General features: G+C 70.1%; 22 protein-coding genes and 1 pseudogene. 17 read left to right on the top strand and 6 right to left on the bottom strand.

All coding sequences use genetic code 11. The annotated features are described in order from the left end of the window. Positions 1-153: 153 nt before the first annotated feature. Entirely contained in the window at positions 154-327 is a 174-nt protein-coding gene (locus ACFYQA_RS31525; protein ID WP_388925143.1) for a hypothetical protein, read from the bottom strand. Positions 328-670: 343 nt separating this feature from the next. Continuing rightward, positions 671-1,195: a hypothetical protein gene (locus ACFYQA_RS31520; protein ID WP_388925140.1), complete on the bottom strand. Its 525-nt coding sequence runs from the start codon at positions 1,193-1,195 to the stop codon at positions 671-673. Positions 1,196-1,332: 137 nt separating this feature from the next. Between ACFYQA_RS31520 and ACFYQA_RS31515 the strand changes: the two genes are divergently transcribed. The 5 genes from ACFYQA_RS31515 (at position 1,333) to ACFYQA_RS31495 (ending at position 6,924) form a co-directional block, all read left to right on the top strand. Continuing rightward, a complete protein-coding gene (locus ACFYQA_RS31515) occupies positions 1,333-1,854 on the top strand; it encodes an FG-GAP repeat protein (protein ID WP_388925137.1) in 522 nt (173 codons plus the stop codon). A 157-nt stretch (positions 1,855-2,011) separates the two neighbouring features. After that, entirely contained in the window at positions 2,012-3,256 is a 1,245-nt protein-coding gene (locus ACFYQA_RS31510; protein ID WP_388925134.1) for an erythromycin esterase family protein, read from the top strand. Between the two features lie 58 nt (positions 3,257-3,314). Next, a complete protein-coding gene (locus ACFYQA_RS31505) occupies positions 3,315-3,659 on the top strand; it encodes a hypothetical protein (protein WP_388925131.1) in 345 nt (114 codons plus the stop codon). Positions 3,660-3,902: 243 nt separating this feature from the next. Then, complete coding sequence (locus ACFYQA_RS31500; RefSeq protein WP_388925129.1) at positions 3,903-6,668, top strand: cation-translocating P-type ATPase; 2,766 nt, start codon at positions 3,903-3,905, stop codon at positions 6,666-6,668. 79 nt (positions 6,669-6,747) lie between these two features. After that, positions 6,748-6,924, top strand: coding sequence for a hypothetical protein (locus ACFYQA_RS31495; protein WP_388925126.1), 177 nt, complete (start codon positions 6,748-6,750; stop codon positions 6,922-6,924). Positions 6,925-7,051: 127 nt separating this feature from the next. On the opposite strand, the gene ACFYQA_RS31490 is transcribed toward ACFYQA_RS31495, so the two are convergent. After that, on the bottom strand, positions 7,052-8,245 hold the full coding sequence (locus ACFYQA_RS31490; protein ID WP_388925123.1) for an acyltransferase family protein: 1,194 nt from the start codon (positions 8,243-8,245) through the stop codon (positions 7,052-7,054). Between the two features lie 356 nt (positions 8,246-8,601). Between ACFYQA_RS31490 and ACFYQA_RS31485 the strand changes: the two genes are divergently transcribed. The 3 genes from ACFYQA_RS31485 to ACFYQA_RS31475 all read left to right on the top strand — a co-directional run bounded on the left by ACFYQA_RS31485 (position 8,602) and on the right by ACFYQA_RS31475 (position 10,739). Then, positions 8,602-9,597 (top strand): sporulation protein, encoded by a 996-nt coding sequence (locus ACFYQA_RS31485; protein ID WP_388925120.1) that lies wholly within the window; start codon positions 8,602-8,604, stop codon positions 9,595-9,597. A 226-nt stretch (positions 9,598-9,823) separates the two neighbouring features. Then, the gene (locus tag ACFYQA_RS31480) at positions 9,824-10,090 is read left to right on the top strand and encodes a GlsB/YeaQ/YmgE family stress response membrane protein (RefSeq protein WP_388925117.1); all 267 of its coding nucleotides are present in this window, start codon (positions 9,824-9,826) and stop codon (positions 10,088-10,090) included. Between the two features lie 73 nt (positions 10,091-10,163). Continuing rightward, positions 10,164-10,739: a TerD family protein gene (locus ACFYQA_RS31475; protein ID WP_055596828.1), complete on the top strand. Its 576-nt coding sequence runs from the start codon at positions 10,164-10,166 to the stop codon at positions 10,737-10,739. Between the two features lie 71 nt (positions 10,740-10,810). Here the strand turns inward: ACFYQA_RS31475 and ACFYQA_RS31470 are convergent. The 3 genes and pseudogenes from ACFYQA_RS31470 to ACFYQA_RS31460 all read right to left on the bottom strand — a co-directional run. After that, positions 10,811-10,937: pseudogene (locus tag ACFYQA_RS31470) on the bottom strand (acyl-CoA dehydrogenase family protein); the annotation flags it as partial. 10 nt (positions 10,938-10,947) lie between these two features. Then, positions 10,948-11,727, bottom strand: coding sequence for a class I SAM-dependent DNA methyltransferase (locus ACFYQA_RS31465; RefSeq protein WP_388925114.1), 780 nt, complete (start codon positions 11,725-11,727; stop codon positions 10,948-10,950). Positions 11,728-11,771: 44 nt separating this feature from the next. Further along, the gene (locus tag ACFYQA_RS31460) at positions 11,772-12,809 is read right to left on the bottom strand and encodes a helix-turn-helix transcriptional regulator (protein WP_388925111.1); all 1,038 of its coding nucleotides are present in this window, start codon (positions 12,807-12,809) and stop codon (positions 11,772-11,774) included. 104 nt (positions 12,810-12,913) lie between these two features. On the opposite strand from ACFYQA_RS31460, the gene ACFYQA_RS31455 reads away from it, so the two are divergent. The 9 genes from ACFYQA_RS31455 to ACFYQA_RS31415 all read left to right on the top strand — a co-directional run bounded on the left by ACFYQA_RS31455 (position 12,914) and on the right by ACFYQA_RS31415 (position 21,508). Beyond that, positions 12,914-13,543 carry a DinB family protein gene (locus ACFYQA_RS31455; RefSeq protein WP_388925108.1) on the top strand — a complete coding sequence of 210 codons (630 nt, stop codon included), beginning with the start codon at positions 12,914-12,916 and terminating at the stop codon, positions 13,541-13,543. Positions 13,544-13,675: 132 nt separating this feature from the next. Further along, positions 13,676-14,770, top strand: coding sequence for a winged helix DNA-binding domain-containing protein (locus ACFYQA_RS31450; RefSeq protein ID WP_388925105.1), 1,095 nt, complete (start codon positions 13,676-13,678; stop codon positions 14,768-14,770). 434 nt (positions 14,771-15,204) lie between these two features. After that, complete coding sequence (locus tag ACFYQA_RS31445) at positions 15,205-16,410, top strand: ATP-binding protein (RefSeq protein ID WP_388925102.1); 1,206 nt, start codon at positions 15,205-15,207, stop codon at positions 16,408-16,410. Next, entirely contained in the window at positions 16,407-16,808 is a 402-nt protein-coding gene (locus tag ACFYQA_RS31440; protein WP_388925099.1) for a roadblock/LC7 domain-containing protein, read from the top strand. Before ACFYQA_RS31445 ends, ACFYQA_RS31440 begins: the two co-directional genes overlap by 4 nt. Beyond that, the gene (locus tag ACFYQA_RS31435; protein WP_388925096.1) at positions 16,805-17,179 is read left to right on the top strand and encodes a DUF742 domain-containing protein; all 375 of its coding nucleotides are present in this window, start codon (positions 16,805-16,807) and stop codon (positions 17,177-17,179) included. Before ACFYQA_RS31440 ends, ACFYQA_RS31435 begins: the two co-directional genes overlap by 4 nt. After that, positions 17,154-17,756 (top strand): ATP/GTP-binding protein, encoded by a 603-nt coding sequence (locus tag ACFYQA_RS31430; protein WP_386394148.1) that lies wholly within the window; start codon positions 17,154-17,156, stop codon positions 17,754-17,756. The genes ACFYQA_RS31435 and ACFYQA_RS31430 overlap by 26 nt, the downstream gene beginning before the upstream one ends. A gap of 254 nt (positions 17,757-18,010) precedes the next feature. Continuing rightward, a complete protein-coding gene (locus ACFYQA_RS31425) occupies positions 18,011-19,312 on the top strand; it encodes a cytochrome P450 (RefSeq protein ID WP_388925093.1) in 1,302 nt (433 codons plus the stop codon). Positions 19,313-19,415: 103 nt separating this feature from the next. Continuing rightward, positions 19,416-20,702 (top strand): cytochrome P450, encoded by a 1,287-nt coding sequence (locus ACFYQA_RS31420; RefSeq protein WP_388925090.1) that lies wholly within the window; start codon positions 19,416-19,418, stop codon positions 20,700-20,702. Continuing rightward, positions 20,699-21,508 (top strand): enoyl-CoA hydratase/isomerase family protein, encoded by an 810-nt coding sequence (locus ACFYQA_RS31415; protein ID WP_388925087.1) that lies wholly within the window; start codon positions 20,699-20,701, stop codon positions 21,506-21,508. The genes ACFYQA_RS31420 and ACFYQA_RS31415 overlap by 4 nt, the downstream gene beginning before the upstream one ends. The last annotated feature ends 75 nt before the right edge of the window (positions 21,509-21,583 follow it).

Genomic DNA, 21,583 nt, shown 5'->3' with positions numbered 1-21,583 from the left:
GTTGGAAGCGTCAGAACTCCCATCATCCCAGGTCAGCGGGCACCTCTTCTGATTTCTCCGTCCACAGCCCGACCGCTACGCGGTGGATCGAGGCTCAGGGCGGTGGCGCGACCCCGAGCACCCCGTCACCGGGCAGCGGGCATGGGATTTGGGTCAGCGCCGCCTCCTGGAAGCCCAGCCGGCACCGATTCCCGCCACATGCAGAGCCAGGGCGGTCAGCCCCAGCAACATCACATTCACCGAAGAGAACACATCGTTGGTACCGATGTCCGCCGCGTTGATCAAAAACGCGAGGAAGAACAGCACCGCAGCCACTGCGCCAAGCATGAACAGGCTCCTCTCCAAAGGGTGAAGCCCGTATGCCCGGACATCGCCCCCACAAGCCTGGCGCGGAGACTGAGCTCTTTCGGAGTCGCCTCTCCAGGAGAAGGCCGGCTGCCGCCGGCGCGTGAGACGTGCCCGCGCGGCCGGAACGACGGCAGCACCGGACCGGGGGTGAAGGTCTTCATCCAGCCACTCCGGTCGCCGTGCCGCACGGAACCAATGCTCGGACCCGCTTGTGCCTGATGCGCCAGTCCGGTCGTGCAACCTTTAACGGGTCGTGCGAGTCGCCCGTTCGGGTGACCGGATTCGGCTCTGCCTTTCCTTGACGAAGAAGAAACCCCCCCGGCTACGGGGCCGCGTCGTGAATCACGAGTTTGAACTCGGCGAGTGTCACCAGCCGGGGGGCGGCGTCGTTGTGCGTGACGCGCAACGCCAGGGGTGTACCGGGCTCGACGAAGATGCCGTGGTTCTTGACGTAGTACTGGCCGCCCGGTGTCGGGGTGCGGTGCTCGGTCGCCGTGGTGTCGTCGGGGTTCGCGGTCAGGCCGAGCGGGTCCCGCACGAACTGGTCGCGCAACTCGGTGTAGCCACCGGAGGAACCGGCCGCCTCCCACTGGATCATGGCGTGCAGATGGCCCCAGCCGGCCCTGGACGGCCAGATCAGTCCACTGCGGTCGTCCGACGCCCAGGTGCTCACCACGTACCCGTCGGGCTGAACGGCCTGGTGCATCGCGAACCGGTCGGTCGGCTCCGCCGCACCGAACGGAAACCTCATTATTCGGTACGTGCTGCCGGGTTGGATCAGCTGGTGCGTGCCGGTCTTGAGGGAGCACACCTGTACTCCGGGGGCGGGGGTCGCGTCAGCAGACATACAGCGATGCTGCCCGCCATCGGATCGGCCGATGTCGGGGCCGGTCGATCCGGTGGGCGGCGCTCGGCGCACAACGAACGGCGGAGTGTGCTCGTGCGCCGCCCCGCGCTCCGGCGGGCTGCAACCCTTGGTCTCCGGTGCGAGTCCCGTCGTTGCCGAGTCCTTCACGGGCGCGGTCGGCTGCCCGCCCACAGTCGGGGGTTCGCCTTGTCCTCCTGTGCCGTGCATTCCGCGGGTCCGCCGCCGCTGCGGCCGCGTCCGTCGTCACCGTCGTGGGGGCGGCACCCGCGGTGTCCCGTGCCGATACTCCCTCGTCCGGTTCCGTCGTATCCGGTGTCACGGCGGTGTCCCGAGCCGACTTCGACGGCGGCGGCCATCCTGACGTGGCCATCGCCGCCCCGGGAGGCACCATCAACGGCAGGGCGGAGGCCGGGTACGTCGCCGTGGTCCATGGACCGGCCGAGGGCCCGGGACTGCGGCTGGGTGCGGATCGCCGGCGTGGATGTGCCCCTGGGCGTGGGGGTGTGCGTCATGGTCTGCCGGTTCCTTGGAAGTGGTGGACACACCGGTCGGCCGGAGTGCCCGGTGGTGGTGCCTGCGGTACTTCGAGGTGGGCAGCGTGTGGGCTGGTGGGGCCCACTGCGCGCACGGAAATCTAGGGGCATGACACGACGCCGCGCAGTAATCATTCCCTCGGTCCTTCTCTCCCTCGGTGCCGTCGCCGTGGCCACCCCGGCCGTCGGGGAGGAGGTGACAAAGACAGGGGCTTCGGTTTCGGCGCCGCAGGCCACCGGGTCCGGGCAGCACGGAGAAACGGTGGTCCATGCCATCGAGCGCAGCGCGCACACGCTCCGCAGCGTCGAGCCCGAAGGCGACCTGCGGGACCTCGACGCGCTGGGCCGCATGGTCGAGGGGGCCGACGTGGTGGGTCTGGGCGAGGCCACCCACGGGTCGCGGGACTTCTTCCGCATGAAGCACCGGCTCTTCCGTTATCTGGTCGAGGAGAAGGGCTTCCGGGCCATCTCTCTCGAGCTGCCCTGGAGCAGTGGTGTGCGGATCAACGACTATGTGGTGAACGGCGAGGGCAGCCTGGAAGACATCGCGCGTGAGGAGTTCCGGGGTTCGTACCGCGCCTGGCACAACCAGGACTACCTCGATCTCATCGAGTGGATGCGCGACCGCAATCGCCGGCACCCGCACGACCCCGTGTATTTCACCGGCAACGACATGGGCTACGCCGGGCCGGAGCTGTACGAGCGGGTGACCGACCATGTGACCCGCCGTCACCCGCGGCTGCGGGAACGCGTCGCCGGGCTCTATCGCGGACTGCCGCCGACCACCGACGCCGGCACCTACAGCCAGGAGTACCTCGAACTGCCGCTGTCCGAGCGCAAGGAGCGGGCCGAGCGGACCGGCAAGGTCCTCGAACTGCTGCGGAAGCAGCCTCCGGGCCGTGGTGCCGACGAGCAGGATCATCTGTGGGCCGTGCAGCACGCCAGGGCCATCCATCAGATGGCCGAGGGTTACGCCTTCGACATCACCGACGACGCCCAGATCGCGGAGATGATGAAATTCCGTGACGGGGTGATGGCCGCGAACGTGGCCTGGTGGCGCCGGCACACCGGCGACCGGATCCTGGTGTCGGCGCACAACACGCATGTGTCGTACGACTCGTTCGACGTGCGGTACCCCAAGACGCAAGGGGCTTTCCTCCGCGACGCGTTCGGCAAGCGATACGTCAGCATCGGTTTCAGTTTCTACAAGGGCGCCTTCAAGGCGTTCGGTACCGACGACAACATGATGCGAACCTACCGCGTCGGTGCCGCGCGGCCGGGATCCAACGAACACACCCTGGACCGGGCCCGCCCACGCGACTACATCCTCGACATGCGCACCGCGCCCCGTTCCGTGCGCGACTGGCTGGATCAGCCGCGCGTCACCTACAGCATCGGCGCCGGATGGCCCGACCCCGTGGAGTACAAGATCGCCCTCGGTGCGGCGCACGACGTCCTCATCCACCTCAACGAGGTCGAGGCCACCACGTACCTGGGCACCCCCTGAGCCGGGCCGGCGGGACGTCGGCCGGCGTGGTCGAGGACCCCGCGCAGCTTGCGCGCGCATGCCTCGAGCCGCCCGGCACAACCCACTTCTGACGTCGTTGCCGACGTCCGGTGCCACGGTGTTCCTCGACGGCGGCGGCGAGGTCCGTGCTCCGGATGATCCGGTGCACGGCGACCGGCGGGTCGTTCGCAGTCTGCCGGCCCTGCCGGCTCCGCATCCGCGAACCGTCGTGTACGCCCACGCCGTCAACGGTCGGATCGGCCTCGTGGTGCGCCACTGCGGGGAGGCCGCCACCGTCATCGGCCTCGACGTCTCCGGCCGTCACGTCGTACGGGTGTGGGTCACTCTCGGCCCGGACGAACTCCGGCCCTGGAACCGGCCCGATTCCCGCACACACCTCTGATCCAGGGCATGACCGGGGCGCCTCCCGGTCCGTGGAGTGGGCGAGGCTGCCGAGTGGCGCGGGCGGCGCAGCGTGGCGGTGACTTCGGCGACCGGCTCCGCTTCGTCGTCCGGTACGGGGAACGAACACACCGGACGGGCCGGTCGGGGGGCCGGGCCGGGCAACTCCCCTGCCCCCGGGCCGGCCTCCGGATTCTTCCTGTACGCGCATGCCCGGTCACGTCACCGCGTGCAGAATGGAGCAATGCTGCCTTCCGACGATTCCGCCGCACCACCGCCCTGGCATGCCTGGCCCGCAACCGATACGACGGGCCGGCTCGACGTCGACCCCGGTGCGGGGCTTTCGTCGGAAGAAGCCGCCCGGCGGATGGCGGAGCACGGGCCCAACCAGTTGGACGAGGCCCCGCGTGAGCCCCGGTGGCGGGCCTTCCTCCGGCAGTTCCAGGATCTGCTGATCATCATTCTGCTGGTGGCCGCCGTGGTCAGCCTGGTGGTGTCCCAGGAGTGGGAGACCCCGATCGCGATCGCGGTGGTGGTGCTGCTCAACGCGACGATCGGGTTCGTGCAGGAGTCCCGCGCCGAGGCGGCACTGGACGCCCTGCGGGAGATGACGGTCACTCACACCACGGTCCGCCGCGACGGCCGCCTGATGCAACTGGCCGCCAGTGAACTGGTCCCCGGGGACGTGGTCACCCTGGCTCCGGGTGACCGGGTGCCCGCGGACGGACGGCTGCTGACGTCGGCTTCCCTGGAGGTGCAGGAGTCCGTCCTGACCGGCGAGGCACAGGCCGTGGCCAAGGACGCGGCTGCCGAGGTCGCGGTGGACGCCCCGCTGGCCGACCGGGTGACGGCGGTGTTCATGAACACCTCCGTCACGCGCGGCCGCGGCGAGGTCACGGTCACCGCCACCGGTATGAGCACCGAGACCGGCCGCATCGCCGACATGCTGCACTCGGCCAAGCCCGGGCCGACGCCGCTGCAGCGTCAGATCGACACGCTCAGCCGCACTCTCGCCCTGATCGCCGGGCTGGTCATCGCCCTGGTGTTCGTCCTGGGCCTGGTGCGCGGGCAGGACTTCGGCGACCTGTTCATCAGTGCCGTGTCACTGGCGGTGGCCGCCATCCCCGAGGGTCTGCCCGCGGTGGTCGCGTTCACCCTCGCGATGGGCACGGGCCGGATGGCCAAGAAGGGAGCGATCGTCAAGAAGCTGGCGTCGGTCGAGACGCTCGGCAGCACCACTCAGATCTGCACGGACAAGACCGGCACGCTGACGCTGAACCAGATGACGGCGCGGGAGATGCTGCTGGCCGGCCGTCGGCTCACGCTCTCCGGCGAGGGCTACTCCTCCGATGGGCGGATCCGCACCACCGACGGGCAGCCTCTGCCGCAGACCCTGAACCACGCGCTGACCGCGACGGCCCTGTGCACCGACGCCGTGATCCGCGACGGCGAGGTCGTGGGTGACCCGACCGAGGGCGCCCTGGTGGTCCTGGCCGAGAAGGGCGGCATCGACGTGGCCGGGCTGCGGCAGGACCGGCCACGGCGACTGGAGGTCCCCTTCGACTCCGACTACAAGTTCATGGCGACCTTCCACGACTGGACGGACGATTCCGGGCGCGCGGTGGTCCGGTGCTTCGTCAAGGGCGCCCCCGACGTCCTCGCGGGCCGTGCGGACCGTCTCATGGGCGAGGAGGGGATCCTGCCGTTCGACGACGCGGCCCGCCGTCGGTTCGACGAGGGCAACGCCTTGCTGGCCGAGCAGGGCATGCGGGTGATGGCGCTGGGCACGGAGGACTTCCCCGCCGACGACTTCCGAGCTCCCGAGGATCCCAAGGATCTCCTCGACCGGATCGTGCTGACGGCCATGGTGGGCATCGTCGACCCGCCCCGTCCGGAGGCGCGCACGGCGATCGCCGAGTGCCTCGACGCCGGAATCCGGGTCCGCATGATCACCGGTGACCACGCGGTGACCGCCGGTGCCATCGCCCGCGAGCTCGGTATCCCCGGAGCCGCCGTGACGGGCGCCGAGCTGGACCGTATCGACGAAACCGCCCTGGCCGACCGGCTGGACGAGGTGGGCGTCGTCGCCCGCGTGTCCCCCGAGCACAAGATCCGTATCGTCCGGGCGCTGCAGGACCGCGGGGATGTCGTCGCGATGACCGGGGACGGCGTCAACGACGCCCCCGCGCTACGCAAGGCCGACATCGGGGTGGCGATGGGTGTCACCGGGACGGAGGTCACCAAGGAGGCCGGCACGATGGTGCTGACCGACGACAACTTCGCCACCATCGTGTCCGCGGTCCGCGAAGGCCGCGGCATCTACGGCAACATCGTGAAGTTCACCCGGTTCCAGGTCTCCACCGCACTGGGTTTCGTGGCCACCTTCCTCATCGCCTCACTGACCGGTCTGGCCGGCGGGGCGCCGTTCACCGCCCTGCAGATCCTGTTCGTCAACCTGGTCATGGACGGCCCGCCTGCCATGTCCCTGGGCGTCGACCCGGTCGACCCGGACGCGATGCAGCGCCCGCCGCGTGCCGCCGGCGAACGCATCCTCAGCAGGCAGCGTCTCACCCGGATCCTGCTGGCGAGCGCGGTGATGGCGGCAGGCACGCTGGCGGTACTGGTCTGGGCTCCGGGCCCGGAGGCGGAACTGGGAGAGGCGACCGTCGCGGGCACGATGGCCTTCGCCACCTTCGTGTTCTTCCAGGTCTTCAACCTGCTCAACGTGCGGCACGACACCCGCAGCGTGTTCAGCCGTGAAACGCTGCAGAACACCTCCGCGTTCGTCGCCACGGCGGCCGTGATCGCCCTGCTCGTCGTCATCGTCGAGACCGACGCGCTGCACGGCTTCTTCACCACCACCGACCTCACCCCCGGTCAGTGGCTGGTGTGCGCTGCCGTCGGCTCGGCGATCCTGTGGGCAGGCGAGGTGCTCAAGACCGTGCTGCGCGCCCGTGCCCGCCGCACACGCGTCACCGGCTCGCAGCCGAGGTCCCGGCAGGCGGTATGACGGCGGTGCGCCGGGCGGACCCGACCGGGCGGGCAGGGCGGACAGGCAGGCAGGGCGGACAGTCGGACACAACAGGTGGGTGGAGCAGGGCGGACGGGCCGGGCTGTCCGCCCTGCTCCACCTTCTGCGTTCCCACGGTCATCGGGGTCCACGGCCTCTCGACGAGCTCGTGAAGACCTACGAGGTCGGAGCGATCAACGAGGCCTTCGCCTACTCGGCCGACGGGCCGACGATCAAGCCGGTCGTCGCCTTCTGACGGCCCAGTTCGACCCCGCGGTCACCAGCGGAGTACCCGGGAGGGGCGTACGAACCCGCGAAAGCGGGGTTCGTACGCCCCTCGGGCGTTGGCGGGACTCATGCGGGGCAGGTGTCGGTACCCGCGCCTATTTCGATGCCGCTACCGACTCGGGCGCCTGTGCCTGTGCCTGTGCCTGTGCCGGAGTCTGTGCCGGAGTCTGCCGTCGGAAGGCCCAGTCCATCCTCGGCTCGAACGCGGCACGGAAGATCCGCCGCACCGGTGCGGTGCACAGGGCGGTCACGACCACGGCCGCGATCACGGTGACGGCGATCCCGCCGAGCGGGGTGTGGAACCAGTCGTTGCGGGACCAGTTCCAGTGGCCGGCGGCCTGGATGAAGAAGCCGTGCAGCAGGTACCCGTACAGCGTGCCGGCGCCCAGCGCGGTGAACCACGTACGGCGGCGCGGGACGAGGGCCACGAAGGCGGCGACGAGGACCGTCGAACAGCCGAAGACCGCCAGTGTCATGACCGGCCCGTACCAGGCGGGCGCCGCGAGACCCTCGGCACTGGACTTGTGGAAGAACCAGGCGTAGTTCATCCGTGTCACGGCCCAGTGGGCCACGATCAGCGCGCCCGCGAACACCGGCACGGCCAGGATGCGCACCTCCCGACGGCGCACCGTCTCGAAGTGCTCCTTCTTCAGTGAGAGACCGAGCACGAAGTACGGCAGGAACTGCAGGGTGCGGTGGAGGTCGAGGTCCTTGCCGATGGACGGGGCGAGGGTGGCCAGTGCCGCGATGGTCAGCGCGATGGGCAGCGGCCACCGCAGGGCCCGCCAGATCGGGGTGGTCAGCCGCCAGATGAACAGAGCGGCCAGGAACCACGTCAGGTACAGGGGGTCCAGCAGGCTGATCGGGCGGTCCGGTTCGCTGTCGCTCCACCGGGTGAAGAGGGTGTACGCCACCTCGAAGACGACGTACGGCACGGCGACACCGGTGATCAGGCGCTTGATCTTCCCCGGGCTCCAGTCGAAGCTGCGCGAGAAGTAGCCGGAGATGATGATGAACGCCGGCATGTGGAACGCGTAGACCAGTGTGTAGAGGGCCGTGACGGTGCGGCTCTCGCTGCGCAGTGGTTCCCACGCGTGGCCGACCGCCACCAGCACGATGGCCAGGTACTTGGCGTTGTCGAAGAGCGCGTCCCGGGGCTTCGCCGACCGGCCCTCCCCACCGGCCCTGTCGTCGTCCGGTGCGGTACCGGTGCGGGTCTTCTCCTGGTTCGGTCTCGGCGACGGCCCGTCCGTCTCTCCGGGGCTGCGCGAAGGCAGCGTTTCGTTCACGATTCCTTCCTTCGGGAACCCAGACAGAGCAGAACACCTCTTACGGAAGTTGCGTAAGTGACACGAGAGCAACGATCTGTGAAACCGTAGCCGCGGCCGACGTCCGGGTAAACCCGAACCCGCGGACGGGTGACCCTCGCGATCGTGTGCGGTGGCGGTGCGGGAGGTCCCGTGCCCGCCGACGACGCGGGCGCCCACTTTCGGCCATTCCCGCCGGGTCGACACCGAGTGCACGCTTGCCCGGACATCGCCGATCTATGCTTCTACATGCCTGTAGAAGGCCTGTGCCGTGCGTCCGCGGGGATGTACGGCACTGCTCTTACGGAACACTCGCACGTGAAGGAGTGGACGCCGCGATGGTGTTCAAACGACTGCTCGGCTCGCTCGGCGTGGGCGGCCCCACGGTCGACACGGTCCTCGACCCCGGTGCGGCCCGGCCCGGAGCCGTACTGACCGGGCAGGTCCATCTCAAGGGCGGTGACACCGACTTCGACATCGAGCACATCACGCTGGAGCTGGTGGCCCGGGCCGAGGCCGAGCACGAGGAGGGGGAGAGCGAGGGCGTCGTCGCCTTCGAACGGTTCACCGTGGGCGGCGGCTTCCGGCTCGGCGCCGGCGAACCGCTGAGCGTTCCGTTCACCGTGGTGCTGCCCTGGGAGACCCCCGTCACCGAGCTCCACGGCCAGGAGCTGGGCATCGTCCTGGGCGTGCGGACCGAGCTCGCCGTGGCGGGCGCCAAGGACAAGGGCGACCTGGACCGGCTGAGCGTCGGGCCGCTGCCGGCACAGGAAGCGATCCTCGAGGCGTTCGGCGGGCTCGGGTTCGCCTTCCGGTCCGCCGATCTCGAGTACGGCCGTATCGGCGGCACCGGCCAGCAGCTGCCCTTCTACCAGGAGATCGAGCTGACCCCGGGGGCGCAGTACGCCCACCGGATCACCGAGATCGAGGTGACGTTCCTCGCGGGTCCCGGCGGCATGGAGGTCGTGCTGGAGGCGGACAAGCGCGGTGGGCTCCTCTCCTCCGGTCACGACGCGGTGAACCGGTTCACGGTCTCCCACGACGGTGTCGAGCACCAGGACTGGAACGCGATCGTCGACGAGTGGCTGCGCCGGCTCGTGGAGCACCGGGCTTCGTACCGCTCGTACGGCGATCACGGGTACGTCGGTCACCACGGGCACGACGAGCACCACCATGACGGGCAGCGCTCCGGCCCCGGCATGGGGACCGTCGTCGCGGCGGGCGCGGCAGGCCTGGCCGTGGGGGTCGTCGGCGGTATGGTCGCGGCCGAAGTCGTCGACGAGGTCGGGGACTTCTTCGAGGGCGAGGAGGAAGAGGCGGAGGACGAGGGCTGACCGCACGGGGGCGGGCCGGGCACGCCATGTGCTCGGCCCGCCCCGCCTCGTCCCGCCGTGACCATGGGCACCGGCAGGTGCCTGCCGGGACTTCTCGTCGTACGGCACCCCCACCCCGCAGCTTCTACAGAATTGTAGAGGTTAGGCTTGCCCCTGCACGGACGCCCGCTGTGCCGCACCGTCGGCACGGCAGGCGCGGCACGGCGACACGACTGGGAGGGGCGTCATGGGCGTCATCGCATGGCTGGTGCTGGGACTGCTCGCAGGAGTGGTGGCCAAGGCCATCCTGCCCGGGCGCGACCCGGGCGGGCTCATCGGTACGACGGTCATCGGCGTCGCGGGGGCCTTCCTGGGCGGCTGGCTGTCGTCGCAGTTCCTGGACCGGCCGGTGCAGCGGGAGCTCTTCGACGCCGCCACCTGGGGCTCGGCGATCGTGGGCGCGCTCGTCCTGCTCATCGCCTACCGCGTCCTCTTCGGCAACTCACGCAACTGAGCACCCGGCCCGGAACGTCCTGAGCATCGCAAACGTTCAACAACCACCGAGAACGACCGAGAAGGAGTACGCAGTGGGAGTTTCCCTTTCCAAGGGCGGCAACGTCTCTCTCAGTAAGGAGGCCCCGGGCCTGACCGCGGTCGTGATCGGCCTCGGCTGGGACGTACGCACCACCACCGGCACCGACTACGACCTCGACGCCTCCGCTCTGCTGCTCAACACCTCCGGCAGGGTGCCGTCCGACCAGCACTTCGTCTTCTACAACAACCTGAAGAGCCCGGACGGTTCGGTGGAGCACACCGGGGACAACCTCACCGGTGAGGGCGAGGGCGACGACGAGTCCGTCAAGGTGAACCTCGCCGGTGTGCCCGCCGACGTCGACAAGATCGTCTTCCCGGTCTCGATCCATGACGCGGAGAACCGCGGCCAGAGCTTCGGCCAGGTCCGCAACGCCTTCATCCGGGTCGTCAACCAGGCGAACAACCAGGAGATCGCCCGCTACGACCTCTCCGAGGACGCCTCCACCGAGACGGCGATGGTCTTCGGCGAGCTCTACCGCAACGGCGCCGAGTGGAAGTTCCGCGCCGTCGGCCAGGGGTACGCCTCCGGGCTCGCCGGAATCGCCGCCGACTTCGGCGTCGGGGTCTGAACACCGGCCGGACCAGTTGCCGGGCCGGCTCCTCCGTGGCCGGACCGGCGCCGGTCCGGCCGCTCACATCCTCAGGCGTCGAGACCGCCGCGCTTGACGAGCTGGCCCGCGAACACGTTGCGCTGGATCTCATTGGCGCCCTCCCCCACGATCATCGGGGGCGTCGCGGAAGTGGCGTTCGACGTCGGACTCGGCCGAGCGCGCGGGACTATCTCCCGGACTCGGTCGAGGGCACAGCCGGGTGAGCGGGCGCGGGCGGCATGCGGTAGACCGAGACGTGGGAACCCGACTCGGCCGTGAAGGGGGCGCCGGTCCAGTCCGCGTGCCTGGTCTCCAGGTCGAAGCCGGCCAGCTGAGCCATGAGGTCGAGTTCGGCCGGCCAGATGTAGCGGTGCGGGGTGCGGTCCAGCCGCGCCGTCCGGGTCCCGTCGAACCGGAAGTGGTGCGACACCACCTGCTGGTGCAGCACGTCGTACGTGTCCAGGAGGAGGTAGCCGGGTTCGGACCGCATGACCGTGGCCGCCTGGCCCGGTGGGAGCCTGCGCAGCTCCGGCACCCAGAGTTCGATCACGAACCGGCCGCCGGGGACGAGGTGGCGGGCCGCGTTGCGGAAGCACTCGACCTGCTCGGCCTGGGTGAGCAGGTTGGCGATCGTGTTGTAGACGAGGTAGACGAGGCGGTACTCCCCCGGCGCGACGGTGGTCGCCATGTCACCGATGACCACCGGGACCGTCGCCTCGTCCACCTTGGTGCGCAGCCGCTCCAGCATCGGACGCGACAACTCGATGCCGGTGACGGGAACACCTCGCTCGGCGAGGGGCACCGCCACCCGGCCGGTCCCGATGGCGAACTCGAGCGCCGCTCCGCCCCCGGCGAGCCGGGCGAGCCGGTCCACGGCCGGCCCCAGGATCTCGGGCGCGAACATGCCGGTCCCGGGCGTGTCGTAGCGTTGTGCGGCGTCGGCGTCCCAGATGTCCTGCTGCTGCATGCTGTCAACGCTCTATCGGATGCCGGTGGGTTGTCCAACGGATTTCAGGGGGTGGCGGGTCCGCCGTGCGGTGCGGGGATCGCGGGTGGGGCAGTCGCGGCGGCGGTTGTGTATCGGCGGCCCAAGTGGGCGAAGGCCGCCTTGAGTTCGGGCGGGCCGACGACCTCGATGTCGGCGTCGAAGAGGCCGACGGTGGCGGCGAGGCCCTGCCATGACCACGCGCCCAGGGTGAGTCGGCAACGGTCCGGTCCCAGTTCCTCGACGACTCCGTCCCGGGCGTAACGGGACACCTCGGCGGCGGGCAGATCGAGGATCACCTCGCCGCGGCAGGGCCACTCCCCCGAGCCGTCGGAGCCCCGGAACCTGGCGGCGACGAAGCGGGACACCTCGCCTCCGGGCAGTTCGCGCGGGGTGAAGCGGGGGCCCGTCGGGGGCCGTGGGGTGATCCGGTCCGCCCGGAAGGTGCGCCAGTCCTTGCGGTCCAGGTCCCAGGCGACGAGGTACCAGCGTCCGCCCCGGGTCACGAGGTGGTGCGGCTCCGTCCGGCGGGGCGGGGGCCCCGCCGGGTCCTGTGCCACGGTTTCGGGCGGGAAGGCGGGGGTGTAGTCGAAGCGCAGTACCTCGCGGGCGTGGACCGCGTCGCTGAGCGTCATGAGCACACCACTGTCGGCCTGAGGACCCGGGCGGACTCCCGGCCGTTCGACGGCGGTGACCTGGAGGGTGTCGACGCGGTGGCGCAGCCGGGCCGGCATCACCTGGCGGACGGTGTTCAGCGCGCGTACCGCGGCCTCCTCGATACCGGCGCCGGTGGTGGCGGCGATCCGGAGCGCGACCGCGAGGGCGACGGCCTGCTCGTCGTCGAACAGCAGCGGCGGGAGGTCCGTACCGGCGCCGAGCCGGTAGCCGCCGTCAGGACCCTTGACGGCCACGATGGGGTAGCCGAGCTCGCGCAACCGGTCGACGTCACGGCGCACGGTGCGCGGGCTGACGCTCAGCCGCTCGGCCAGCAGTGCCCCTGGCCAGTCCCGGCGCGCCTGGAGGAGGGAGAGCAGTGCCAGCAGTCGCGCTGATGTCTTCGGCATGACGTCCATGGTGCCTCGAGTGGAGGACACATCCTGACCTCTACGGCTGTCACGGTGGTCCCGTACCGCACGACGACAAGCACGACCCGGAAGGCTTCCTCATCATGAGCACCACCACGACGGACACCACCACCGCGACCGACGCCGGCACCGCCGCCACGACCACGAGCGCTCCCCGGTCCGCCGTCGACGAGGAGCGGGCCGATCTGCTCGCCTCGCTCGCGTCCGCCCGCTCCGCCCTGACCACCACGACGCGCGGGCTGAGCGACGAGCAGGCGGGTGAGCGGCCCACGGTCGGCGTGCTGTGCCTGGGCGGGCTGGTCAAGCACGTCGCGTCCATCGAGGAGGGTTGGATGCGTTTCGTTCTCGAGGGGCCCTCGGCGATGCGCCACGACCTGCCCGAGGGTGTCACCTGGGCCGATCTCGCAGCCGGTACCGCCCGCGAGATCCCGCAGTGGGCGATCGACCACCACAACGCCTTCCGGATGCTGCCCGGCGAGACCCTGGCCGGGATCGTCGCGCGCTACGAGCGGGTCGCCGCCCGGAGTGAGGAGATCATCGCCTCCGTGCCCGATCTGTCGGCGGCGCACCCGCTGCCCGAGGCGCCGTGGAACAAGCCGGGAGCGGTGCGCAGCGTGCGCCGGGTGCTGACGCACCTCATCGCGGAGACGTCGCAGCACGCCGGGCACGCGGACATCCTGCGCGAGGCGCTGGACGGGCAGACGTCGAGCTGACGGGCGGGCCGGCCTCTCCTCGGGGCCGGCCCCGCCCTTTGCACGGCCTGCCTCCCGTACGGAATCGAAGGAAGTCGAAAGGAGCGGTGTCATCGTGACTCATCAGATGCCGGCGTGCTGCGGGGTCGTCCAGTGACCGTGCTGGACGTCCGGGCGCTCAACCGTGCGACGCTCGCCCGGCAGTTGTTGCTCGACCGCGCCGTGGTGCCGGCGCTCGACGCCGTGGCACACCTCGGGGGTCTGCAGGCGCAGGAACCGCAGGAGCCGTTCGTCGGGCTCTGGTCTCGGCTGCGGGGGTTCGAGGCGTCGGAGCTGTCGGGTCTGCTGACGGGGCGGTGGGTGGTGCGGGCCCATCTGATGCGCCGGACGGTGCATCTCGTCACGGCCGACGACCTGCTGGCCTGGCGGTCCCGGCACGACGCCATGCTGCGCCAGCGGGTCCTCGGTGTCTACCGCCACGAGCTGGCCGGGATCGATCTCGGTGAACTCAAGTCAGCAGGTGAGGAGTTGATGTCCGACGGGGAGCCTCGTTCGATGGGTGCCCTGGCACGGGAGCTCGCCGGGCGCCTGCCGGAGCCGGGGCCGCGCGCGCTGGGAGAGATGCTGCTCGCCGCTCTGATCCCGGTGGTGCAATTGCCGCCGCGCGGGCTGTGGCGGACGAAGGGCGGGGCGCGCAACGCCTTGGTCACCTCGTGGCTGGGCCGTGACGTCGACCCGCTCCCCGCGGACGGCTCGGACCCGGTGGGCCGGGCGCTGGTACGGCGCTATCTGACGGCGTACGGCCCCGCGGCCACGGCCGATCTGCGCGCATGGTCCGGCCTGGCCGGGTTGCCGGCCGCGGTCGCCGCGATGCGCGGGGAGCTGGTGTCGTTCCGCGATGAACGGGGGCGGGAGCTGCTGGACCTGCCCGGCCTGCCGCGCCCCGACGCCACGACACCGGCCCCGGTGCGGTTCCTGCCCGCGTTCGACAACGCGGTCCTCGGCTACCACGACCGCGGGCGCGTCATCGACGACGCGCACCGCGGTCTGTCGGTCACCGGCGCCCGGGTGGTGCTGGTCGACGGGCGGGTCGCCGCGACCTGGGGGTTCGAGGACGGTGCCGTGGTGGTCGCCCCATTGCGCCGCTTTTCCCGGGCCGACCGGGCCGCCGTGGCCGAGGAGGGGAGTACTCTTGCGTCGTTCCTCTCCGACCGGGACAGTGACCGCGTACGGTTCGACGCGTCCTGATCGCCACACCCCTGACGGCCCGTCGGCGGGGTGGAACTGCGGTCGAACCGGGTTGGTATCATCCCGGCTCGGCCCGGAGTTCCTTCAAGGTTCCGGCCGGGTTCCCCGCTGGTTTCGGACCGGTTTCCTCCGGGTCCGGCAGTGCGCGTTCCGTGCCGGTGACATGCGGAAGGCACGCGTGTGAGGGTCTGGTGAGGGTCGCCGAGTGACGCATGAGGCATACGTTTTGCGCATATGTAACTGATAAGATCATCGGACTTTCAGCAGACTGACGGCGCGTCATGAACGCGTACGGGGGACAGTCTCTAAGGCCCCATTGCCAGGGAGTGAGGTGTGGTCCACCCGTGGGCCCGAGCCGTTCGACGGCCGGGTCGCCCTTTACGGATCGGTGGACCCTCCGCACTCCCGGCGCGATGCGACTTGAAGAGAGTCTCATGACGTCATTGATCCGGGATCCACTGTTGTGGATCTTGCTGGTAGTGCTCATCGCTGCGGTGTTCGCAGTGATGAGGGCGCGGAGAACCAATCTGGCTCTCCGCAGAACGAGGAAGGATCTGGAAGCAAGCCTGGGGCAGACCCAGGGGCAACTCGCCCAGCAGCAGGGGCAGACAGCCGCGCTCAACGCGCGGCACCAGGGCGACCTCGCCGACGTCCGCGCGGATGCCGAGTCGTCGACCAAGGCCGTACTGAAGTCGGCGATGGGAACGCTGCAGTCCCTCGCCGAGGAGCAGCAGCTGCTGCTCGACGAGCTGCTGAAGAAGTACGGCAACGACACCGAGGTCCTCGCCGACCTGATGGCGGTGGACCACACCGGCAGCCAGTTCAGCCGCCGGGCCAAGGGCATCTCGGTCCTGTGCGGCGGATGGCTGGGCCGGCGTGACGGCGCGGCGACCGTGTACGACGTGGCGCGCAGCGCCCAGGGACGGATCAAGGACTTCAACCGGGTCGGCATCCACGCCCAGGTCAGCGTCTCCGTCTCCACCAAGGCCGTCGAACCGGTGGCCGTCGTACTGGCCGAACTGCTGGACAACGCGACCACCTACAGTGCTCCGGGCACGCCGGTCGAGGTCAACATCCAGGCCGTTCCGACGGGTGTGTGCTTCATCGTCGACGATGCCGGGCTGGGCATGGACCAGGAGACCAAGGACCGGGCGGTGACGCTGTTGTCCCCCGAAGGCGCGGTCGACATCACGAGTCTGGGCGATCCGCCCCGGTTCGGATTCGCGGTGTGCGGCATGCTCGCGGCGCGGTACGGCTTCGCCGTCTCCGTAGGCTCGGTGTCCCCCTACGGCGGAGTGCGTGCAGTGATTCGTGTGCCGGAAAGCCTCCTTGCCGCCGAGGCGCCCGCACCTGCCGAGCCCGTCCGGGAAACCTCCGGGGAGGAGGCCGCCCCGCAGCGGCTCGCTCCCGTCCCGGTGGGCCCCTCCCATGTGGTGGGCAGGACCAACGGCGGGCTTCCCAAGCGGCGCCGGCGGCAGGGCCCCATCTCGGTGGTGCCCTCGCCGGACGCCACGGCCACCGCCGACGAGCCCACGCCCGAGCAGGCCAGCGAGGTGACCGCGTCGCGCCTCGGCGCGTTCGCCCGCGGCACCCAGCTCGGCCGGATCACGAACACCATGGAAGGACCTGATCAGCGGTGAACACCGACCTGTCGTGGGTGCTGAACGACGTGCTCGAGGTGCGCGGTGCCCGTCACGCCGTCCTCGTCTCGGGCGACGGCCTGCTGCTGCAGCGTTCGGACGACATCTCGCGCGACGACGCGGAGACGAACGCCGCGGCCATGAGTTCCATGCAGTCCCTCAGCCGCGCGGTCTCCAGTTTCGTCGGTTCGGGCAACGGCGTCTGGAAGCAGACGCTGCTGGAGTACGACGGCGGCTGGATCTTCCTGAGCGCCGCCGGTCAGGGCGCCTACCTGGCCGTCTCGGCGGCTCCCGACGTCGACATGGAAGCCGTGTCGTTCCGTATGCAGAAGACGGTGGTGGCGCTCAGCAAGGCGATGAGCGTCGCACCACGCTCGGCCCACGGTGGCGGCTCATGACGGCTCCCGGCGAGAAGGAATCCGTCTCCAGCGACTTCGTCCGCTCCTACGTCATCACCGGTGGCCGGAGCCTGCCGTCCTCGGACGATCTTGCACTGCACACCCTCGTCACCCTGGCTCCCGGGCGGACTCCTCCGCTCGGGGCCGGGCCCGAAGTGACGGCGATCTGGGACCTGTGCGCGGGGGGCTACCTGTCGGTGGCCGAGGTGGCCGGCCACCTCGGGCTGCCGGTCGGGGTGGCCCGCCTGCTGCTGACCGACCTGTCCGAACAGGGGCACCTGCTCCACCGCGCCGAGCCGCCCCGGGCCCAGAACGTTGACAGAGCGACCCTCGAGAAGGTTCTGCATGGACTCCAATCCCTCATCAGCTGAGACGGCCCAGGGCTCCATCTACGTCTCCAGCGCGGTGACCAACGCCGCCAAGATCCTCGTCGTCGGGCATTTCGCCGTGGGCAAGACGACGCTCATCGGTTCGCTGTCGGAGATCACTCCGCTGCGCACCGAGGAGAAGATGACCCAGGCCTCCGTGCACGTCGACGACCTGCGGGGCGTGACGGGCAAGACCACCACCACGGTCGCCCTGGACTTCGGCCGTCTCACGCTGAGCGAAGACCTGGTGCTGTACCTCTTCGGCACGCCGGGGCAGCAGCGCTTCATGCAACTGTGGGAGGACATGGCCCGCGGTGCGCTGGGAGCACTGCTGCTGGTCGACCCCGCGCGGCTGGAGGAGACGTTCCCCGTCATCGACCTCGTCGAGGGGTACGGCCTGGAGTACGCCATCGCCGTCAACACCTTCGACCCGTCCGCCGCCTACGGCGAGGCGGAGGTACGTGAGGCGCTCGACCTGCTCCCGGACACCCCCGTCGTCTACTGCGACGCCCGAGACCAGCAGTCCTCCGCGAAGGCGCTGATCGCGCTGGTCCGGCATCTGCTCGAGCGCGCGGCCTGACCGTCCCGCGCCCACTCCACCTGGGAACAGCGGTTCCCAGATCACCAAGGAAGACTTCGTGACTCCGCTCCCCCTCCCGAAGGAAGGGGGCTTCCAACCCGAGGGTTGCGGTCCAGCCCGAACCGATCCCTTGCGGGACACCGGAAACGTACACCAGGGATTCGATTCCCCCACCGGTTGAAGCCGGTGGTTCCCTCGAAAGAGGTCCGATGGACTCTCAGCCGACAGCTGCGCCCGCGGGCAGCAGATGCCCCATGCACGACGCCTCGTTCGCCGCCGATCCGCAGGCGCTCTACGACCGGCTGCGGGCCCACGCTCCGGCCGGTCCGGTCGAACTCGCCCCGGGCGCGGACGCCACGCTGGTCGTGGGGCACGAGATGGCGCTGCGCGTCCTGCAGAACACCGAGCTCTTCGCCCGCGACGCCCGCCACTGGAAGGCCCTGAACGAGGGGCGGATCGGGATGGACAACCCGGTGCTGCCGATGATGGCGTACCGGCCGAACTGCCTGTTCACCGATGGTGCGGTGCACCTGCGGCTGCGCAAGGCGGTCACCGACAGCCTGGCCAGACTCAACATCACCCGGGTCCGCCGCGACGTGGAGCCGATCGCCGACTACCTGCTCGACCAGTTCAGCGAGCGGGGCCGGGCCGACCTGCTCAACGACTACGCCAAGCTGCTGCCGCTGCTGCTGTTCAACAAGCTGTTCGGCTGCCCCGCGGACATCGGTGACACCCTCACCACCGCGATGTCGGCGATCTTCGACGGCAAGGACGCCCTGCGCGCCAACGAGGACCTCACCGCCTGCCTCATGGAGCTGATCGCCCTCAAGCGGCGCCGGCCGGGCGACGACGTCACCTCATGGCTGATCCAGCACCCGGCCGGGCTGACCGACGAGGAGCTCAAGGACCAGTTGGTGATGCTGATGGGCGCCGGGGTGGAACCCGAGCGCAACCTCATCGGCAACGCCCTGCTGCTGATGCTGTCCGGGGCGGGCGGCCGGCAGAGCGGCATGATGATCGAGGAGGCCCTCGACCACGTCCTGTGGAACGAGACGCCGATCGCCAACTACGCGACCCACTACCCGGTCCAGGACGTCGACCTGGGCGGCCATGTGGTGGAGGCGAACACCCCGGTCGTCATCTCCTTCGCGGGCGCCAACGGCGACCCCGCGCTCGCCGAGGCCCGCCGCGCCCACAGCAAGGGCGCGCACTTGGCGTGGGGGGCGGGACCGCACGCCTGCCCCGCCAAGGACCCGGCGACGGTGATCGCGACCACCGCGATCGAGCGGCTGCTCAACGCGCTGCCCGACCTGGCGCTGGCCGTGCCGCGGGAGGAACTGCAGTGGCGGCCGGGGCCGTTCCACCGGGCCCTGGTGACGCTGCCCGCGACCTTCAGTCCGTCACCGGCCACACGCATGGCGGCGGCTCTGCAGAGCCGTGCCTCGGTTCCGGGTGCGGAGCAGCCCATGACCGTGGCACCGTCCGTCCCGATGCGACAGGAACCGGGACGGAGGCGGGGATTCTGGAGCAGTTTCCTCGATGTCTTCCGTGTCTGATGCACTGCATGTGACAGGAGCAACACCCTGAGGCGCATGACGGAGGAGGGTGGAGGGGTAGGTTCCGGCGGAACCCGGCAGCATCCAGCCAAAGGAGCCCCGCGTGACCGCCGTTGGCGACATAGGTGACATCAGCACTATTCCCGGCACCACGTCCACCGACCGCCGAGCCGTCATCGCCCTCCTCCGTCGCCTGCGTTCCGACGAGGGCCAGACCGACCCCCTTCCCGTCTGGGAGAAAATGCGCTCCATGGGGGACGTGGTACGTGCCCCCTGGGGCGGCTACTTCGTCACCGGATTCGAGGCGTGCAGCCAGGTCCTGCGCGGCAGGAACTGGCTCGTCCCCGACTTCGCCTGGCAGGAGCGCCAGCCCGACCCGAAGCGCTGGGAGGCCCCGGCCACCCGCGAAATGACCAGGACCCTGCCCCGGCTCAACGCCCCCGCCCACACCTGCCAGCGGCGGGCCCTGGGCAATCCCTTCGACCGCTCCGCGATCGAGGAGCTGCGTCCCGTGATCGCCGCCCTGGCCTCGGGCCTCCTCGACGAGCTCGCGGACCGGCTGAAAGCCGACGGTGAGGCCGACTTCGGGACTCTCGTCGGTGAACAACTGCCCATCCGCACCGTCGGCCGCTGGCTCGGCCTCGCCCCCGAGGACCACGCGCGCATCCTGAGTTTCACCCACCGGCAGGTGTACGCCCAGGAGTTGCTCCCCACCAAGAGCGAACTCGCGATATCGGCCCAGGCCACCCTGGAGATGCGGGCCTATTTCACCGAACTGATCCGGCATCGTCGTGCGAACCCCGGCCACGACGCCCTCACCGGCTGGATCCACTACTGGGACGCCCGGTATCCGGACGACCGGGCCGCCGCGGACCGGATCATCTACGACCTGACGATGTTCATCACCATCGCCTCCCTGGAGACCAGCGCGGTGCTGATGACCAACGCCGTCTGGCTGCTGACCCAGGAGCCGTCGCGCGCGGCCTGGCTGCGCCGGCATCCGGAGCACATCGACGACGCGATCGAGGAGACGCTGCGCTACGACCCTCCCGTCTTCGTCAACTCCCGTATCGCCGCCGACGACACCGTCCTCGCGGGGGTGCCCGTCGCGAAGGACACCACCGTCCACGTCCTGTACGGTTCCGCCGCCCATGATCCCCGCCGCAACCCGGACCCCGGTGTCTTCGACCTCCGGCGCAACGGGGGGCATCTCACCTTCGGCGGCGGCGCGCACTACTGCCCGGGAGCGGGCCTCGCCCGGCTCGAGGCACGTGAGCTCCTCACTCAGCTGCTGGAACGATTCCCCACCTTGCGGCCCTCCGCTCCCCCGTCGTACGACACCTCCCGTGTCGTCTTCCGCCGCATCACCTCCCTGAAAGTGACCGTATGAACACCCCGCTCCTGTCCGACGACGCCCACGATCCCGACGATCCCGACGACCGGATACTGAAGACCCTGCGCACCCGCAGGCAGGGTCCTGTCCTCACAGTGGAGTTGAACGTTCCCGAGCAGGGCAACGTCGTCGGCGAGGCCATGCTGGACGACCTGCTCTCCGTGCTCGACGACCAGGACCCCTCGGTCCGCGTTCTGGTGCTGACCGCCGCCGGGCAGGACTTCTGCCTCGGCGGGGACCGCGACGAGTTCGCCGGACACCTCGCCCAGGATCCCACCGGCAACGGTATCCGTGTCTCCGGCGTCAAGGCCCGGCGAGTGTGCGACGCACTGATGTCCCACCCCGCCGTCACCATCGCACGCGTCCAGGGAAGGGCCATCGGGGCCGGCTTCGCCCTCGCCCTCGCCTGCGACCTGCGGGTGGGTGCCGACACGGCGACCTTCCGGCTGCCCGAACTCGCCCTCGGTCTGCCCACGGCGTGGGGCGGTCTGCTGCCACGGCTGGTCAGTGAGGCCGGAGCCGCGTCCGTGCGCGAGATCATCCTCACCGGACGCCCCCTCGCCGCCCAGGAGGCCTTCGGCCTGTCGATCCTGCAGCGGGTCGTGCCCGAGGACTCGCTCGACGCTGCGGTCGACGAGTGGACCAGGCCACTCCTGCGGCGCTCGTTGCCTGCTGTGCGGGTCACCAAGACGCTGCTGAACTCCCTGACCGCCTCGACCCGTCTCGCCGACGCGTCGGTCCTGGATCCCGAACTGATGGCGGCGGTCGCCAGCGAAGTGCACCATATGCGCACGACCCGCTGATCACGCTCTTCACAGCGTCATCAGCCCACCGGCCCCTGGAACACGCCGACTTCCGGGGGCCGTTACTGTTCCCGC

The organism is Streptomyces sp. NPDC005774 (genome assembly GCF_042871645.1).
GTDB lineage: Bacteria > Actinomycetota > Actinomycetes > Streptomycetales > Streptomycetaceae > Streptomyces > Streptomyces pratens.
This window is presented reverse-complemented; position numbering and strand designations above follow the sequence as displayed.